This window comes from Pseudomonas sp. S3_E10, assembly GCF_054667615.1.
The window spans coordinates 3,309,932-3,326,395 of record NZ_CP162743.1 but is presented as its reverse complement, the minus strand read 5'-3'; the positions used below and the strand labels follow the sequence as shown (position 1 = coordinate 3,326,395).

Sequence of the window (16,464 nt, the reverse complement as noted above, 5' to 3'; positions counted from 1 at the left end):
GATTATGCTTTGACAGGCGCTGCGGGAAGGGCAATACCCACAGGCGCGACACGGATGCTCGGCATATTTAAGGAAGATCCATGCACTGTCAACTGAAGCGCAAATACCAGGTTTACATCTGGTCAAAAAACAAACAGAACTGTTTGATCTGCGATGAGCCCACTGAAACCGCCGACTCGGTCTGCAACGCCTGCGAGACCGAACTGCCCTGGCTGATGGAACACTGCGAAGTCTGCGCCCTGCCCTTATCGATGGACGGCCTGGTCTGCGGCCAGTGCCAACAGCAACCGCCGGCGTTTAAACAGGTGATCGCCCCCTGGGCCTACAGCTTTCCCGTCGACCGTCTGATAAGCCGCTTCAAACACCAGGCGCGCTGGCCGCTCGGGCATATGCTCGGCCGTTTATTGGGGCAACACGTGCAACACCGCTTCGACAACACTGCCCTCACACGCCCGGACGCCCTGCTGCCGGTACCCATGGCGCGCAAACGCCTGCGCGAACGTGGCTATAACCAGGCGCTGATGTTGGCGCGCTGGCTCAGCGCCGACCTGAATATCCCCTGCGATGAACACCTGCTGCTGCGCCCCCATGAAACCCTCGCGCAACAAGCCCTCGACGCCAAGACCCGCAAACGCAACCTGCTCGGCGCCTTTGCCCTGGCCGCCGGCGCCCAGGTGCAAGGCCGCCATTTTGCCGTGGTGGACGACGTACTCACCACCGGCGCCACTGCCCACAGCCTGGCGCGGTTGTTGATCCATGCCGGCGCGCGACAGGTCGACGTGTACTGCCTGGCGCGCACGCCAAAGCCAGACACTTGACTCTGCCGCCCCGCGCCCGCAACGTCCGCTCATCCCCACACAGCGTATGCCCATGTCTCTACCCACCCTGCTCAGCCAACATATCGTCCGCCGCCCGCAGCGCATTGCCTTGCTTGCGCATATCGCCGAGCAGGGCTCCATTACCCGCGCCGCCAAAAGCGCTGGCTTGAGTTACAAGGCCGCCTGGGACGCCATCGACGAGTTGAACAACCTGGCGCAAAAACCGCTGGTCGAACGCAGCGTCGGCGGCAAGGGCGGCGGCGGCGCCAGGCTCACGGTCGAAGGTGAACGGGTACTGCGCCTCTATCAGCGCCTGCAAGCGGTGCAGGCCCAAGTGCTGGGTTCGGACGAAGCGGCCAGTGACTTCAACCTGCTCGGCCGCCTGATGCTGCGCACCAGCGCGCGTAACCAGCTGCATGGCCAGGTCGTTGCGATTCAACGCCAAGGCCGCAACGATTTGGTGCGCCTGCAACTGACGGGCGGGCTGACCCTCGAGGCGCAGATCACCCACGACAGCACGCAGCGGCTGGAGCTGGAGTTGGGCGTGGAAGTCGTCGCCTTGATCAAGGCCGGTTGGCTGGAACTGCTGGCACCGCAGGCAGCCGCAACACTTGGACACAATTGTATGAGCGGCATCGTCGCCGCCATTCTCACCGCCGAGGACGGCCCCAGCGAAGTGCGCATCACCCTGCCCAACGGCCTGGTTTTATGCGCCCTGGCGCCGCCGGACGCGCTGAACGCACTGGGCACCACCGAAGGTCAGACGGTCCAGGTGCAATTCGCCCCCAGCCAGGTCTTGCTCGGCACCCCCGTGTAAGTTGCACGCTGCCTTCAAATTGCAACAATTTCGTCACGACGGCTGCTTAAGGTGTTAGCAAAAAGCACTCAAGGAGCCCGTGATGAGCCTGTTAGAAGAGAACCAAGCCACCGACCTCGAACAGATGGTCGGCCTCACCCGCCGTCGTTTTATCGGCGCCGGCGCACTCTGCGGTGCCGCGATGTTCCTGGGCGGCAACCTGCTCAGCCGCAGCGCCCTGGCCGTAAACGCGGCCTCCGCCAGCCCGCTGCTGGGTTTCACCAGCATCGCCGCCGCCACCAGCGACACCATCACCCTGCCGCCGGGCTACAGCGCTTCGGTGCTGATCAGTTGGGGCCAGCCGCTGCACAAGAGCGCCCCGGCCTTTGACCCGTCCGGCAACGGCACGGCCAAGGCCCAGGAACAGCAGTTCGGCGACAACAACGACGGCATGAGCCTGTTCGCCTTCCCCGGTGACGACAACCGCGCGCTGATGGCGATCAACAACGAATACACCAACTATCGCTACCTCTATGCCCACGGTGGCGCGCCGCAGTCGGCCGAAGACGTGCGCAAGGCCCAGGCCAGCGAAGGCGTGTCGGTGATCGAAATACGGCGCAAGGGCGACACCTGGCAGTTCGTCCAGGACTCGCGCTACAACCGGCGCATCCACGGCAACTCGCCGATCCGCCTGAGCGGTCCCGCCGCCGGCCACGAATGGCTGAAAACCAGCGCCGACAAGTCCGGCAAAAAAGTCCTCGGCACCTTCCAGAATTGCGCCAACGGCAAAACGCCATGGGGCACGTACCTGACCTGTGAAGAGAACTTCACCGACTGCTTCGGCAGCAGCAACCCACAGCAAGCATTCGATGCCGGGCAGAAACGCTACGGCGTGGTCGCCGCCAGCAAAGAGATCAACTGGCACCTGCACGACCCGCGCTTCGACATGGCCAAGCACCCCAACGAACTCAACCGCCACGGCTGGGTGGTGGAAATCGACCCGTTCGACCCGCAATCCACCCCGACCAAACGCACCGCCCTGGGCCGCTTCAAACATGAGAACGCAGCGCTGGCCGAAACCCGCGACGGCCGTGCCGTGGTGTACATGGGCGACGATGAGCGCGGTGAGTTCATCTACAAATTCGTCAGCCGCGACAAGATCAACCACAAGAACCCCAAGGCCAACAAGGACCTGCTCGACCACGGCACCTTGTATGTGGCGATCTTCGACGCGGGCGACGGCGACGTCGACCACCCCAAGGGCAAGGGCCAATGGGTGGAACTCACCCACGGCAAAAACGGCATCGACGCCAGCAGCGGCTTTGCCAGCCAGGCCGAAGTGTTGATCCACGCGCGCCTGGCCGCCAGCGTGGTCAAAGCCACGCGCATGGACCGCCCGGAATGGATCGTGGTCAGCCCCACCGACGGCCAGGTCTATTGCACCCTGACCAATAACGCCAAGCGCGGCGAAGACGGCCAGCCGGTGGGCGGCCCCAACCCACGCGAAAAGAACGTCTACGGCCAGATCCTGCGCTGGAAGGCCAATGCCGATGACCACGGCGCGGCTGACTTCAGTTGGGACCTGTTCGTGGTGGCTGGCAACCCTGGGGTACATGCCGGCAAGCCCAAGGGCGGCTCGTCCAACATCAACCCACAAAACATGTTCAACAGCCCCGATGGCCTGGGCTTCGACAAGGCCGGGCGCTTGTGGATCCTCACCGATGGCGACTACAGCAACGCCGGCGACTTCGCGGGGATGGGCAATAACCAGATGCTCTGCGCCGACCCAGGCACTGGCGAAATCCGCCGCTTCATGGTGGGCCCGGTGGCATGTGAGGTCACGGGGATCAGCTTCTCGCCGGATCAGAAAACCCTGTTTGTGGGGATCCAGCATCCCGGTGAAACCGGCGGTTCGACCTGGCCGGAACATTTGCCGAACGGCAAGCCGCGCTCGTCGGTGATGGTGATTCGGCGGGATGACGGCGGGGTCGTCGGCGCCTGACACGGCCTCATCGGGGGCAAGCCCCCTCCCACATTTGAACTGTATTCACAAATCAAAGTGTGGGAGGGGGCTTGCTCCCGATGGCAATCGCACAGCCACCACCTATCTCTGGCCCGGTGCGTTACCATACCGGGCCGGACGCGGCGCCCTGCTGCGCGCAGGAGTTCGCATGGCCCACCCGTTTGAAACACTCACTCCCGACCTGGTCCTCGACGCTGTCGACAGCATCGGTTTCCTCAGCGATGCCCGCATCCTGGCGCTTAATAGCTACGAAAATCGCGTGTATCAGGTGGGCATCGAAGGCTCAGAACCGCTGATCGCCAAGTTCTATCGCCCCCAGCGCTGGACCAACGAGGCGATCCTCGAAGAACACCGCTTTACCTTTGAACTGGCCGAATGCGACGTGCCGGTGGTGGCGCCCCTTATCCACAACGGCGCAAGCCTGTTCGAACACGCGGGTTTCCGTTTTACCCTGTTCCCGCGCCGTGGCGGCCGCGCGCCGGAACCGGGCAACCTCGACCAGTTGTATCGCCTCGGGCAATTGCTCGGTCGCCTGCACGCCGTGGGCTCCACCCGCCCGTTCGAACACCGCGAAGCGCTGGGGGTGAAGAACTTCGGTCACGACTCCCTCACCACCCTGCTCGAAGGCAATTTCATTCCCAAAAGCCTGCTGCCAGCCTACGAGTCCGTGGCCCGTGACCTGCTCAAGCGCGTGGAAGAGGTGTACAAGGCCACGCCGCACAAGAACATCCGCATGCACGGCGATTGCCACCCCGGCAACATGATGTGCCGTGACGAGATGTTCCATATCGTCGACCTGGATGACTGCCGCATGGGCCCGGCGGTCCAGGACCTGTGGATGATGCTCGCCGGCGACCGTCAGGAATGCCTGGGGCAGTTGTCGGAATTGATGGACGGCTACCAGGAATTCCATGACTTCGACCCGCGTGAATTGGCGCTGATCGAACCCCTGCGCGCGTTGCGCCTGATGCACTACAGCGCCTGGCTGGCGCGGCGTTGGGACGACCCGGCGTTTCCGCACAGCTTTCCGTGGTTCGGCAGTGAGCGGTATTGGGGGGATCAGGTGCTGGCGTTGCGCGAACAGCTTTCGGCACTTAACGAAGAACCGCTGAAGCTCTTCTGACTGCTTTTTAAGGTGGAAGGGGGCTTGCTCCCTCCCACATAAAGCAAAGCAGATCCCACCAATAGACAAATATCCTTACAATCGCGCCTTGTTAGCTGCCTAAGCAAGGACTCTGCAATGCACGCCGCCAACCCCCGCAAGGGTTACATCCTGGGCCTTAGCGCCTACGTTATCTGGGGCTTGTTCCCGCTCTACTTCAAAGCCATCGCCAGCGTACCCGCCGCCGAGATCATCGTGCATCGCGTGCTGTGGTCGGCGTTGTTCGGCGGTTTGCTGCTGATGGTATGGAAACACCCCGGCTGGTTCCGCGAGCTGCGCGACAACCCCAGGCGCCTGGCAATCCTGGCCTTGAGCGGATCGCTGATTGCGGCCAACTGGCTGACCTATGTGTGGTCGGTCAATACCGGGCGCATGCTGGAGGCGAGCCTGGGTTACTACATCAACCCGCTGGTGAATGTGCTGCTCGGCATGTTGCTGCTCGGCGAACGCCTGCGCCGCCTGCAATGGGTAGCCGTCGGGCTGGCCGCGGTGGGCGTGGCGCAACAGGTGTGGCAGGTCGGCAGCCTGCCGTGGGTGTCGCTGGCATTGGCGCTGACCTTTGGTTTCTACGGTTTGATCCGCAAGCAGGCGCCGGTCAAGGCGCTGCCGGGGCTGGTCGTGGAAACCTGGATGCTGGTGCCGATTGCCGTTGCGTGGTTGCTGTTCAACCCAAGCGCCCACAGCGCACAGCTTGCATTTTGGAGCACCTCCGAAGCCTGGTGGCTGGTGGCCGCCGGCCCCGTGACGCTGATCCCGCTGGTGTGCTTCAACGCCGCCGCGCGGCATTTGCCCTACACGGCCCTGGGCTTTTTGCAGTACGTGGCGCCCACCCTGGTGTTGCTGGAAGCGGTGTTGCTGTTCGGCGAGCACCTGGCGCCAAGCACGCTGCTCGCCTTTGCCTTTATCTGGGCCGGCCTGGTGGTCTACAGCGTGGATGCCTGGCTGACGGTACGCAAGCGCTGATCAAATAATGCACAACCCTCTGCGAGCCACAGCCAACGTGGCTTGCAGGCATCCACCCCAAGGTTATCCACAGGCCCATGCAAGATTTCCATGCATAACCTTGCGGGCGGACTATTCCTCGTTGCGCAGCTCTACCATCAAGTCATCGGCCAAGGTTTCCAGGCAGTCCTGCAACTTATCCAGGGATAACGTCGACGGCACCTGCAGCAGCGCCTCGGCGTTGAACAGCGGGTCACCACTCATCGGCGCCGGCCGCACATCGGTGTTCAAGCGCTCCAGATTCACGCCCTGCTTGCTCAATAGCGCGGTGATCTCACGCACAATGCCCGCGCGGTCATTGCCCACCAGCGTCATCACAATCGGTTTGGACGCCAGGGCCTGCCCGGTGCTGCCCTCACCCACCAGCACACGGATGCCGTGTGTGGATAAGTCTTCCAACGCACCCACCAGTGCCTGACGGTTCTGCGCAGGCACGCTGACCCGCAGGATCCCGGCAAACTGCCCGGCCATATGGGCCATGCGGCTTTCCAGCCAATTGCCACCGTGGGCGGCGATGTTCTGCGCGATGCGTTCAACCAGGCCGGGTTTGTCGGCGGCGATAATTGTGAGTACAAGATGGTCCATGGCGAAGCCCTCTGGAATTCAATCTACAAGGTGGACCCGGCGGCCCTCGAAAACAAATCGTGTACCATTTTTATATTTATCTGGAACAATCCAATAGTTTTTTGAGAACATCCGGTTCTCCGCTGTGACCGTACGACCAAAGTGGGTCGCTAAACGACGTATTTAGTCTAATTTTCACAACCGCAAGTCATCATGTAGTATGCCCAACCGAGCACTACATAATGAAAATCTGAAACAGCGCATAAGCTCCGCAGAGTGAGGCAAGAGATGACTGAACACGTTCAAGTCGGTGGCCTGCAGGTCGCCAAAGTCCTGTTCGACTTCGTGAACAACGAAGCCATTCCCGGTACCGGCGTCACTGCCGAGCAGTTCTGGGCCGGTGCCGACAAGGTCATCCACGACCTGGCCCCGAAGAACAAAGCCCTACTCGCCAAACGCGACGATTTCCAGGCGCGGATCGATACCTGGCACCAGACCCATGCCGGCCAGGCTCATGACCCAGTGGCCTACAAAGCCTTCCTGCAAGACATTGGATACCTGCTGCCAGAAGCCGCGGATTTCCACGCCTCGACCCAAAACGTCGATGATGAAATCGCACGCATGGCCGGCCCCCAACTGGTGGTGCCGGTGATGAATGCCCGCTTCGCCCTCAACGCCTCCAACGCGCGTTGGGGCTCGCTGTATGACGCGCTGTATGGCACCGACGCCATCAGCGAAGCCGACGGCGCCGAGAAGGGCAAGGGCTATAACAAAGTGCGCGGCGACAAAGTCATCGCCTTCGCCCGCGCCTTCCTCGACGAAGCCGCCCCGCTCAGCGCCGGCAGCCACGTCGACTCCACCGGCTACAAGATCGTCGACGGCAAGTTGATCGTCAGCCTCAAGGGCGGCAGCAACAGCGGCCTGCGTGATGACGCCCAGTTGATCGGCTTCCAGGGCCCCGCGGCCGAGCCGATCGCGATCCTGTTCAAACACAATGGCCTGCACTTCGAACTGCAGATCGACGCCAGCACCCCGGTCGGCCAGACCGACGCCGCCGGCGTCAAAGACGTGCTGATGGAAGCCGCGCTGACCACCATCATGGACTGCGAAGATTCCGTGGCCGCCGTGGACGCCGACGACAAAGTGGTGATCTACCGCAACTGGCTCGGCCTGATGAAAGGCGACCTGGCTGAAGAGGTGGCCAAGGGCGGCAAGACGTTCACCCGTACCATGAACCCCGACCGCGTCTACACCGGCGTGGACGGCCAGGACGTGACCCTGCACGGCCGCTCGCTGTTGTTCGTGCGCAACGTGGGCCACCTGATGACCATCGACGCGATCCTCGACAAAGACGGCCACGAAGTGCCCGAAGGTATACTCGACGGCCTGCTCACCAGCCTGGCAGCGATCCACAGCCTCAACGGCAACAGCAGCCGCAAGAACAGCCGCACCGGGTCGGTGTACATCGTCAAGCCGAAGATGCACGGCCCCGAAGAAGCCGCGTTCACCAACGAGCTGTTCGGCCGCATCGAAGAGGTGCTGAACCTGCCGCGTAACACGCTCAAAGTCGGCATCATGGACGAGGAACGCCGCACCACGGTCAACCTCAAGGCCTGCATCAAGGCCGCCAGTGAGCGCGTGGTGTTTATCAACACCGGCTTCCTCGACCGCACCGGCGATGAAATCCACACCTCCATGGAAGCCGGCGCGATGGTGCGCAAGGCCGCGATGAAGGCGGAAAAATGGATCGGCGCCTACGAAAACTGGAACGTCGATATCGGCTTGAGCACCGGCCTGCAAGGTCGCGCACAGATCGGTAAAGGCATGTGGGCGATGCCCGACCTGATGGCGGCGATGCTCGAACAGAAAATCGCCCACCCATTGGCCGGCGCCAACACGGCGTGGGTACCGTCTCCGACGGCCGCCGCGCTGCATGCGTTGCACTATCACAAGGTCGACGTGTTCGCGCGCCAGGCCGAGCTGGCCAAACGCGAGCGCGCCTCGGTGGATGACATCCTGACCATCCCCCTGGCCAGCAACACCGATTGGTCCGAAGAAGAAATCCGCAACGAGCTGGACAACAACGCCCAGGGCATCCTCGGCTATGTGGTGCGCTGGATCGACCAGGGCGTCGGCTGCTCGAAAGTGCCGGACATCAACGACGTAGGGCTGATGGAAGACCGCGCCACCCTGCGAATTTCCAGCCAGCACATCGCCAACTGGCTGCGTCACGGCATCGTCACCGAGGCCCAGGTGATGGAAAGCCTCAAGCGCATGGCACCGGTGGTAGACCGTCAAAACGCCGGGGATGCGTTGTACCGCCCACTGGCGCCGGATTTCGACAGCAACATCGCGTTCCAGGCAGCGGTGGAGTTGGTGATTGAAGGGACCAAACAGCCCAATGGCTATACCGAGCCGGTATTGCACCGCCGGCGTCGGGAGTTCAAGGCTAAAAACGGCCTGTAAATGAAAAAGCCCTGATCGTGAGATCAGGGCTTTTTCTTTGGGGGCTGTGGTGGCTGGTCTGGCCCTATCGGGAGCAAGCCCCCGATGAGGCCCTTACAGTCACCACAGAATCAGGACACCATCCCCAACTCCCGCTTGACCAGCTTCGCCAACTTCACGCTATCAATCGGCTTGAGCAAAAAGTCCACCACACTCAAATGCATCGCATCAATCACGTCTGGCGCTTCCGCATCCCCCGATATGATGATGATCGGCAACGCCGCGCGGGTGGATTCGCGCACCTGGCGAATCAACTCCAGGCCATTGCTCGGCGCCATGCGCAGGTCGGTGATCAGCAAACCGATCGAGCTGCTGGACTTCAGCAAGTCCCACGCCCTCTCGCCACTGTCGGCGGTCATGCAGCGAATGCCATCGAGGCCCAGGATTTCAGCCAGCAGTTCGCGCGCGTCTTTATCGTCGTCAACGATCAGCACACGTTGTGGCGGCAAATCAGGCTCCAGCATCACGGCGCTCAGCGCCTCGCGCTCGGCATCACTCAAAATATCGTGGTCGGACATACGGTTCTCAGCAGCTCTCATCACTCTCACAGCACACTCGTCAGACATCTGCTGAAGGACGATCAATGTGCCTTTCGTCGGAAACTTTGCCTAGTAGGTGTTCCACGGGGTTTGGACGATATTCATGTAAGGTTTTTCCCTAGCTTCACGCCGTTTGCAGCGACCTAGACTTACGTCCAATGGGCACCCGCCGCGCAGGAGTCGACCATGCAGGACGATAACGACAAAAAAACTGCGGTCACTGTTATGAGTAAAGCTGATGCTTTCACGCAGGCGGGTAAAACCGCCGTGTTGCAGAACATCCACGGCACCCTGCAATTCCTGCAACGCTTCCCCCCGTTCAACCAGATGGAAAACGCGCACCTGGCGTTTCTGGTCGAGCAGTGCCAGTTACGCTTTTTCGGCCCCGGCGAGAGCATTCTCAAGCCGTCCGGGGGACCGGTGGAGCACTTTTATATCGTCAAGCAAGGTCGTGTGGTGGGCGAGCGACCGGACTCGGAGCACACCACCTTCGAAATCACCACCGGCGAATGTTTCCCCCTCGCCGCGCTCCTGGGTGAACGCGCCACGCGCACCGAGCACAAGGCCGCCGAAGACACCTTCTGCCTGCAACTGAACAAACCGGCCTTTATCAAGCTGTTTGCCCTCTCCAGCCCGTTTCGCGACTTTGCCCTGCGCGGCGTCAGCAGCCTGCTGGACCAGGTCAACCAGCAGGTGCAGCAAAAGGCCGTGGAAACCCTCGGCACGCAATACTCCTTGAACACCCGCCTGGGCGAATTGGCCATGCGCCACCCGGTCACGTGCAACCCGGACACACCGCTGCGCGAAGCGGTGACGCTGATGCACGAGCAGCAAGTGGGCAGCATCGTGATCGTCGACGAACACAAGGCGCCACTGGGCATTTTCACCTTGCGCGACCTTCGCCAGGTGGTGGCCGATGGCACCGGCGATTTCAGCCAGCCGATCGCCGCGCACATGACCCAGGCGCCGTTCTTCCTGACGCCGGATCACAGCGCGTTCGACGCCGCCATCGCCATGACCGAGCGGCATATCGCCCATGTGTGTCTGGTCAAGGACCAGCGCTTGTGTGGCGTGGTGTCCGAACGCGACCTGTTTTCCCTGCAGCGCGTCGACCTGGTGCACCTGGCCCGCACCATCCGCAATGCGCCACGGGTAGAGCACCTGGTGGCGCTGCGCGGCGAGATCGGCCAATTGGTGGAACGCATGCTGGCCCATGGCGCGTCGTCCACCCAGATCACCCACATCATTACGCTGCTCAACGATCACACCGTGTGCCGGGTGATCGAGCTGAGCCTTGCCGAAAAAGGCGACCCTGGCGTGCCGTTCAGTTGGTTGTGTTTCGGCAGCGAAGGCCGTCGTGAGCAGACGCTGTACACCGACCAGGACAACGGCATTCTGTTCGAAGCCAAGGATGCGGTGGAAGCCGCCGAGATCCGCGGGCGCCTGCTGCCCCTGGCGCAGCAGATCAACCAGAGCCTGGCACTGTGCGGGTTCAGCCTGTGCAAGGGCAATATCATGGCCGGCAACCCCGAGTTGTGCTTGTCGCGGGCCGAATGGGCGCGACGCTTTGCGGCGTTTATTCGCGAAGCGACGCCGGAGAACCTGCTGGGTTCAAGCATCTATTTCGACCTGCGCGTGGTGTGGGGCGACGAACACGGCTGCGAGCAGTTGCGCCAAGGCATCCTGGACCAGGTGGCGGACAACCGGCTGTTCCAGCGCATGCTCGCCGAGAACGCCTTGCGCCAGCGCCCGCCGGTGGGCCGCTTCCGTGAATTTGTGCTGACGCGCAAAGGCAGCGAAAAGGCCACGCTGGACCTCAAGGTGCAAGGCCTCACACCGTTTGTCGACGGCGCGCGCCTGCTGGCCCTGGCCAATGGCATCCGTGCCAACAACACCCTGGAGCGCCTGCGCCAGTTGGTGATCAAGGAAGTCATCGAACCGCTGGACGGCGCCGCCTATGAAGAGGCGTACCACTTTATCCAGCAAACCCGCATGCAACAGCACCAACTGCAAACCCGCGAGAACCAGCCGTATTCCAACCGCGTCGACCCCGACAGCCTTAACCATCTGGACCGGCGCATCCTGCGTGAATCCCTGCGCCAGGCCCAACGCCTGCAAAGCAGCCTGACCTTGCGGTACCAACTGTGAGCCTGTTCAGTTGGTTGCGCACAACCAAACCCAGGCTGGATGCGGCGCAACAGCGGCGCCTGGAGCAACTGCCCAAGCCCATCGCCTTGGGCGACAGTGCGTTGCGCACCCAACGCTGGGTGGTGGTGGACCTGGAAACCAGCGGCCTGAACCTCAACCGCGACCAGGTGCTGTCCATCGGCGCGGTGGTGATCGAAGACGGCGCGGTGGATTTTTCCCAGTTGTTCGAACGCACCTTGCAGCGCACCGACACCAAACTCAGCCCCAGTGTGCTGATCCACGGCCTGGGCCCCAGCGCCATCGCCGCCGGCAGCGATCCGGTCGAAGCCTTGCTGGACTTCATGGAGTTTGTCGGCGACAGCCCGCTGCTGGCGTTCCATGCGCCGTTCGATCAGCACATGCTCGGCCGCGCACTCAAGGACAGCCTGGGTTATCGCCTGGCTCATCCGTTCCTCGATGTGGCCGACATCGCCCCGCTGGTGTGCCCCGAGGCGCACATCCGCGAAGCCGGGTTGGACGACTGGATCAAGCATTTCAACCTGCAGGTGGGCGAACGCCATCACGCCAGCGCCGATGCCCTGGCCACAGCCGAGCTGATGCTCATCCTGTTCAGTCGCGCGCGCCGGCACCACATCGACACCCCCCACGCGCTGCACACGCGTTTGAGCCAATGGAAACGGCGTAAACAAGCGCCATCGTTTTAATCTCATCTCCCGACAGACGCCAATTGCGCCCTTCCCACGCCTCTGACACAATCGCGAATAATTCTCGTTAGTTTAAACCTCTTGTTTATTCGGTGATGCCTTGTCGTCGGTCCAGAACCCACACAGTGAGCTTGTTGGCGCGTTGTACCGCGACCATCGTGGCTGGCTGCTGGCCTGGCTGCGACGCAATGTGGCCTGCCCCAGCCGCGCCGAAGACCTGAGCCAGGACACGTTCATGCGCCTGCTCGGCCGTGACGAGTTGCGCGCCCCGCGCGAGCCCCGCGCATTTCTGGTGGCGATCGCCAAAGGCTTGTTGTTCGACTACTTCCGTCGCGCAGCCCTGGAGCAGGCCTACCTCAGCGAATTGATGTTGATCCCGCCCAGCGAACACCCCTCGCCCGAAGAACAACAACTGATCCTCGAAGACCTCAAGGCCATCGACCGCCTGCTCGGCAAACTGTCCAGCAAGGCCCGCGCCGCCTTCCTCTATAACCGCCTCGACGGCCTGGGCCACGCGCAAATCGCCCAGCGCCTGGGGGTATCGGTGCCGCGTGTGCGCCAGTACCTGGCCCAGGGCATTCGCCAGTGCTACATCGCGCTGTATGGCGAGCCGTCGTGAGCATCAGCGGTTCCAAGCCGGTCTCGGCCCGGGTGCTGGACGCGGCGATTGCCTGGCAGCTGTCTCTGGATTCAGGCGACGGCAGCGCCGTGGAGCGCGAAGAGTTCGGCAAATGGCTGGCCAGCAATGAAGAGCACGCCCGTGCCTGGCGCCAGTTGGGCATGCTCGACCAGCGCTTTCGCGTGGCCTCGGGCCCGGCGCGGGCGGCGTTGTTGCAGTCGCGTGAGGGCATCCGCCAGCGTGTGCGCAAGTTGGGCACCGGCCTTGCCAGTATCGCGCTGGTGTGCGGCTTGGCGTTGTTCGCCGGCGAACGCTACGTACCGATCCACTATTGGCTGGCCGACCAGCGCACCGCCACCGGCGAGCAGCGCACGCTGAAACTGGCCGATGGCACCCGGATCAACCTCAATACCCATAGCGCCATCGACGTGCGTTTTGATGAGCAACGCCGGCTGATTGTGTTGCAGGAAGGCGAAATCTTCGTCGAGACCGGCCACAACGATGCGCGCCCGTTCTACGTGCAGACCCGCGACGGTAGCCTGCGGGCGCTGGGCACACGGTTTATCGTCAAGCGCGAAGACGACGCCACGCGCTTGAGCGTCCTGCAATCGGCGGTGGCGGCGCAACCACAGGCCTTGCACCAGGAACAGGTGTTCAAGGGAGGCCAGCAAGTGCTGATGCGCAGCGATGGCCTTGGCCCTGCGCTTGCCGTCACCCCCGCCACAGACGCCTGGACCCGCGGCATGCTGGTGGTCGACAACGCCCGTCTGGAGGATGTGGTCGAGGAGCTCAGCCGCTACCGCAGCGGTTATTTGGCTGTGGATAAAAACGTGGCCGACCTGCGCATCACCGGCAGCTTCCCGCTGCACGACACCACCCTGGCGCTCAACGCCCTGCTGCCCACCCTGCCGGTGCGCATCGAGCAACACACACCGTGGTGGGTGGTGGTCAAAGGTAAGCCTTAGGTTTTCCGGCGCCTGGGCTATCGCTATCGGGGGCAAGCCCCCTCCCACATTTTGATGTGTGTGGGAGGGGCTTGCCCCCGATGAGCCCCTCAAACACACCACAAAAAAAATTTCACCCTGCCCTATCACTTTTCGCTTCTCGTTCGGCACCTAGGCAATTGAGAAATATTTTCACTCAGGAGCCGCCCATGTCCCGCACGCTAGACACCTTGTTGCGCCCCAGCCTGTTAGCCGTGGCCATTGCCCTCAGCGCCCCGCTGGCCAGCACCGTGCTGTTCGCCGCCGAACAAGCCTCAAGCGTGCGCGCCTACAACCTGCCGGCGGCGCCCCTGGCGACCACGCTGAACCAGATCGCCAGCCAGGCCGGCCTGGCACTGACCCTCAACCCGGCGCTGGCGTCGGGCAAGACCTCGGCACCGGTCCAGGGCCAGTTTGATGCACCGGGCGCGCTGCGTGAGGCCCTGCACGGCACAGGCTTGCAACTGGAGCAGAGCAGCGCCGGGACGTTCAGCCTGGTGGCGGTTCCGGAGGGTGCGCTGGCGCTACCCACCACCAGCATCACTGGCCAGGACAGCTATGAAAGCGCCTGGGGCCCGGTCGACGGTTACCTGGCCAAGCGCACCGCCGCCGGCACCAAGACCGACACCGCGCTGGTCGAAGCACCCCGCTCGATCTCCATCGCCACCCGCGAACAAATGCAGGACCGCAACGTGCAAAACCTGGATGACGCGGTGAAGTACATGCCCGGCATCGTCTCCGCCAGCTACGGCAGCGATACCCGTTATGACTGGATGCGCGTACGCGGCTTCGAACCCACCCAATTCCTCGACGGCCTGCCACTGCCTCGTGGCGTGTACGCCAACCCGAAAGCCGAAACCTGGAACCTCGACCGCCTCGCCCTGCTGCGTGGCCCGGCGTCATCGGTGTACGGCCAGACCCCGCCGGGAGGCCTGCTGGACATGGTCAGCCGCCGTCCCAGCGCCGAGCAGAGCAGTGCCATCCAGGTGCAATACGGCAGCGACAACTATCGCCAGATCAACTTTGCCAGCACCGGCAAGATCGATGACGAAGGCCAGTTTCTCTATGGCCTCAGCGGCGTGGTGCGTGATGCGGGCACCCAGGTCGATCACATCGACAACAAGCGCTACAACCTTGCACCGAGCCTGACCTGGAATATCGACCCGGATACCCAGCTGACTTTCCTGTCGCAGTTCACGCGCGACGATACCGGTACCACCAGCCAGTTCCTGCCGATCCAGGGCACCAAGATCAAGTCGCCGCTGGGCGAGGTGTCACACCACAAGAACCTGGGCGACCCGGACTACGAATACTACGACCGCACCTACTACGCGCTGGGCTATGCCTTTGAGCATCGCTTCAACGATACGTGGCAGTTCAAGCAGAACCTGCGCTACACCAAATCGGACCTGTCGTTCCAGCAGTTGACCGTGGGTTCCTACGCGTTCTCACCGGCGGACGCGGCGGGCAATATCACCCGCTCCACCACCAACGTTGACGAGGACATCAGCCAGTTCGCGGTGGACAACCATTTCCAGGCTGACTTCGCGACCGGTGACATCCTGCACACCCTGCTGCTGGGCCTGGATCACCAGCGCACCGACACGTCCTATCGGGCGATATTCGGCACTGCGTCAGGGACCAATATTTTCAACCCGATCAATACCCAGCCAACCCTGCGCCCCACCGATGTCCGGCCGTTTTACGACTACAACCAGACAACCGTGCAAACCGGCCTCTACGTTCAGGATCAGATGGCCCTGGACCAGTGGCGTCTGACGCTGGGCGGTCGTGAAGACTGGGTGCATCAGGGCACTACCTACTTCAATGACAGCGATGCGACCAACACTGACCGCATCAAACACTTCAGTGGCAACGCGGCACTTAGCTATGTGTTCGACTCGGGCTTCGTGCCTTACTTGTCCTACGCCGAGTCGTTCCAACCGGCGAGCAACGCCGATACCAATGCGCTCACCACGTTTAAACCGACCGAAGGCAAACAATGGGAACTGGGGGTCAAGTACCAGCCGCCCGGCAGCAATACGCTGTTGAGCGCGGCCGTCTATGACCTGACCCAGAAGAACGTGCAGGTGACCACCATCGGCCCAGGGGGCCAGCAAATCAACAGCCAGACCGGCGAAGTGAAAGTCAAAGGCCTGGAACTGGAAGCGGTCTCTGATGTGACCGAGAACCTCAAGGTCATCGCCGCGTACACCTTGGCCAAGTCCGAGGTGCAAAAAGGCATCAACCAAGGCAACCGTCTGCAATTGATGCCCAACCAGCAAGCCTCGCTGTGGACCGACTACACCTGGCACACCGGCATCCTCGACGGCTTTGGCATCGGCTTCGGCGCCCGCTATACCGGCAACACCTACGGCGACCAGGCCAATACCTGGCTGGGCAAGGCCAACGCCTACACCGTGTTCGACGGCGCGGTGCACTACGACCTCGGCCGCCTCGACAACAACCTGAAGGGCGCGTCGGTGAAGGTGAACGCCACCAACCTGTTCAACAAGGATTACCTGTCCACCTGTGATGGCAACTACTGCTACTTCGGCGACCAACGCAGCGTCGTCGCCAGCGCCACCTACCAGTGGTAAA

13 protein-coding genes are annotated in these 16,464 nt (G+C 62.4%); 11 read left to right on the top strand and 2 right to left on the bottom strand.

Going from position 1 to position 16,464, the window contains the following annotated elements:
* Positions 1-80: 80 nt before the first annotated feature.
* The 5 genes from AB4N98_RS15120 to rarD all read left to right on the top strand — a co-directional run bounded on the left by AB4N98_RS15120 (position 81) and on the right by rarD (position 5,762).
* Positions 81-818 (top strand): ComF family protein, encoded by a 738-nt coding sequence (locus tag AB4N98_RS15120; RefSeq protein WP_065879368.1) that lies wholly within the window; start codon positions 81-83, stop codon positions 816-818.
* Between the two features lie 52 nt (positions 819-870).
* Complete coding sequence (locus tag AB4N98_RS15115) at positions 871-1,635, top strand: TOBE domain-containing protein (RefSeq protein WP_065879367.1); 765 nt, start codon at positions 871-873, stop codon at positions 1,633-1,635.
* 82 nt (positions 1,636-1,717) lie between these two features.
* Positions 1,718-3,616, top strand: a complete 1,899-nt coding sequence (locus AB4N98_RS15110; RefSeq protein ID WP_065879366.1) for a PhoX family protein — start codon at positions 1,718-1,720, stop codon at positions 3,614-3,616.
* Between the two features lie 169 nt (positions 3,617-3,785).
* Positions 3,786-4,760, top strand: coding sequence for a serine/threonine protein kinase (locus tag AB4N98_RS15105; RefSeq protein ID WP_017530769.1), 975 nt, complete (start codon positions 3,786-3,788; stop codon positions 4,758-4,760).
* 117 nt (positions 4,761-4,877) lie between these two features.
* Positions 4,878-5,762 carry an EamA family transporter RarD gene (gene rarD, locus AB4N98_RS15100; RefSeq protein WP_017530768.1) on the top strand — a complete coding sequence of 295 codons (885 nt, stop codon included), beginning with the start codon at positions 4,878-4,880 and terminating at the stop codon, positions 5,760-5,762.
* Positions 5,763-5,873: 111 nt separating this feature from the next.
* Here rarD and AB4N98_RS15095 read toward each other — a convergent pair whose 3' ends face one another.
* Positions 5,874-6,386 (bottom strand): glycine cleavage system transcriptional repressor, encoded by a 513-nt coding sequence (locus tag AB4N98_RS15095; protein WP_068935657.1) that lies wholly within the window; start codon positions 6,384-6,386, stop codon positions 5,874-5,876.
* Between the two features lie 267 nt (positions 6,387-6,653).
* On the opposite strand from AB4N98_RS15095, the gene AB4N98_RS15090 reads away from it, so the two are divergent.
* Positions 6,654-8,831 (top strand): malate synthase G, encoded by a 2,178-nt coding sequence (locus AB4N98_RS15090; protein WP_017530766.1) that lies wholly within the window; start codon positions 6,654-6,656, stop codon positions 8,829-8,831.
* A 110-nt stretch (positions 8,832-8,941) separates the two neighbouring features.
* Here the strand turns inward: AB4N98_RS15090 and AB4N98_RS15085 are convergent, their stop codons facing one another.
* Positions 8,942-9,388: a response regulator gene (locus AB4N98_RS15085; protein ID WP_017530765.1), complete on the bottom strand. Its 447-nt coding sequence runs from the start codon at positions 9,386-9,388 to the stop codon at positions 8,942-8,944.
* 246 nt (positions 9,389-9,634) lie between these two features.
* Here AB4N98_RS15085 and AB4N98_RS15080 point away from each other — a divergent pair, with 246 nt between their 5' ends.
* The 5 genes from AB4N98_RS15080 (at position 9,635) to AB4N98_RS15060 (ending at position 16,463) form a co-directional block, all read left to right on the top strand.
* Positions 9,635-11,557 (top strand): putative nucleotidyltransferase substrate binding domain-containing protein, encoded by a 1,923-nt coding sequence (locus AB4N98_RS15080; RefSeq protein ID WP_026067493.1) that lies wholly within the window; start codon positions 9,635-9,637, stop codon positions 11,555-11,557.
* Positions 11,554-12,261 carry a 3'-5' exonuclease gene (locus AB4N98_RS15075; RefSeq protein WP_017530763.1) on the top strand — a complete coding sequence of 236 codons (708 nt, stop codon included), beginning with the start codon at positions 11,554-11,556 and terminating at the stop codon, positions 12,259-12,261. The genes AB4N98_RS15080 and AB4N98_RS15075 overlap by 4 nt, the downstream gene beginning before the upstream one ends.
* Before the next feature lie 100 nt (positions 12,262-12,361).
* Entirely contained in the window at positions 12,362-12,880 is a 519-nt protein-coding gene (locus AB4N98_RS15070; RefSeq protein ID WP_017530762.1) for an RNA polymerase sigma factor, read from the top strand.
* Complete coding sequence (locus AB4N98_RS15065; RefSeq protein WP_460148735.1) at positions 12,877-13,845, top strand: FecR family protein; 969 nt, start codon at positions 12,877-12,879, stop codon at positions 13,843-13,845. The genes AB4N98_RS15070 and AB4N98_RS15065 overlap by 4 nt, the downstream gene beginning before the upstream one ends.
* Positions 13,846-14,033: 188 nt before the next feature.
* Positions 14,034-16,463 carry a TonB-dependent siderophore receptor gene (locus AB4N98_RS15060; RefSeq protein ID WP_065879363.1) on the top strand — a complete coding sequence of 810 codons (2,430 nt, stop codon included), beginning with the start codon at positions 14,034-14,036 and terminating at the stop codon, positions 16,461-16,463.
* Position 16,464: the final 1 nt, after the last annotated feature.

What these genes read in the sequence shown, in the direction of transcription:
- AB4N98_RS15120 (WP_065879368.1), top strand. Translation starts at nt 81, where the DNA reads ATGCACTGTCAACTGAAGCGCAAATACCAGGTTTACATCTGGTCAAAA.
- AB4N98_RS15115 (WP_065879367.1), top strand. Translation starts at nt 871, where the DNA reads ATGTCTCTACCCACCCTGCTCAGCCAACATATCGTCCGCCGCCCGCAG.
- AB4N98_RS15110 (WP_065879366.1), top strand. Translation starts at nt 1,718, where the DNA reads ATGAGCCTGTTAGAAGAGAACCAAGCCACCGACCTCGAACAGATGGTC.
- AB4N98_RS15105 (WP_017530769.1), top strand. Translation starts at nt 3,786, where the DNA reads ATGGCCCACCCGTTTGAAACACTCACTCCCGACCTGGTCCTCGACGCT.
- rarD (WP_017530768.1), top strand. Translation starts at nt 4,878, where the DNA reads ATGCACGCCGCCAACCCCCGCAAGGGTTACATCCTGGGCCTTAGCGCC.
- AB4N98_RS15095 (WP_068935657.1), bottom strand. Translation starts at nt 6,386, where the DNA reads ATGGACCATCTTGTACTCACAATTATCGCCGCCGACAAACCCGGCCTG.
- AB4N98_RS15090 (WP_017530766.1), top strand. Translation starts at nt 6,654, where the DNA reads ATGACTGAACACGTTCAAGTCGGTGGCCTGCAGGTCGCCAAAGTCCTG.
- AB4N98_RS15085 (WP_017530765.1), bottom strand. Translation starts at nt 9,388, where the DNA reads ATGTCCGACCACGATATTTTGAGTGATGCCGAGCGCGAGGCGCTGAGC.
- AB4N98_RS15080 (WP_026067493.1), top strand. Translation starts at nt 9,635, where the DNA reads ATGAGTAAAGCTGATGCTTTCACGCAGGCGGGTAAAACCGCCGTGTTG.
- AB4N98_RS15060 (WP_065879363.1), top strand. Translation starts at nt 14,034, where the DNA reads ATGTCCCGCACGCTAGACACCTTGTTGCGCCCCAGCCTGTTAGCCGTG.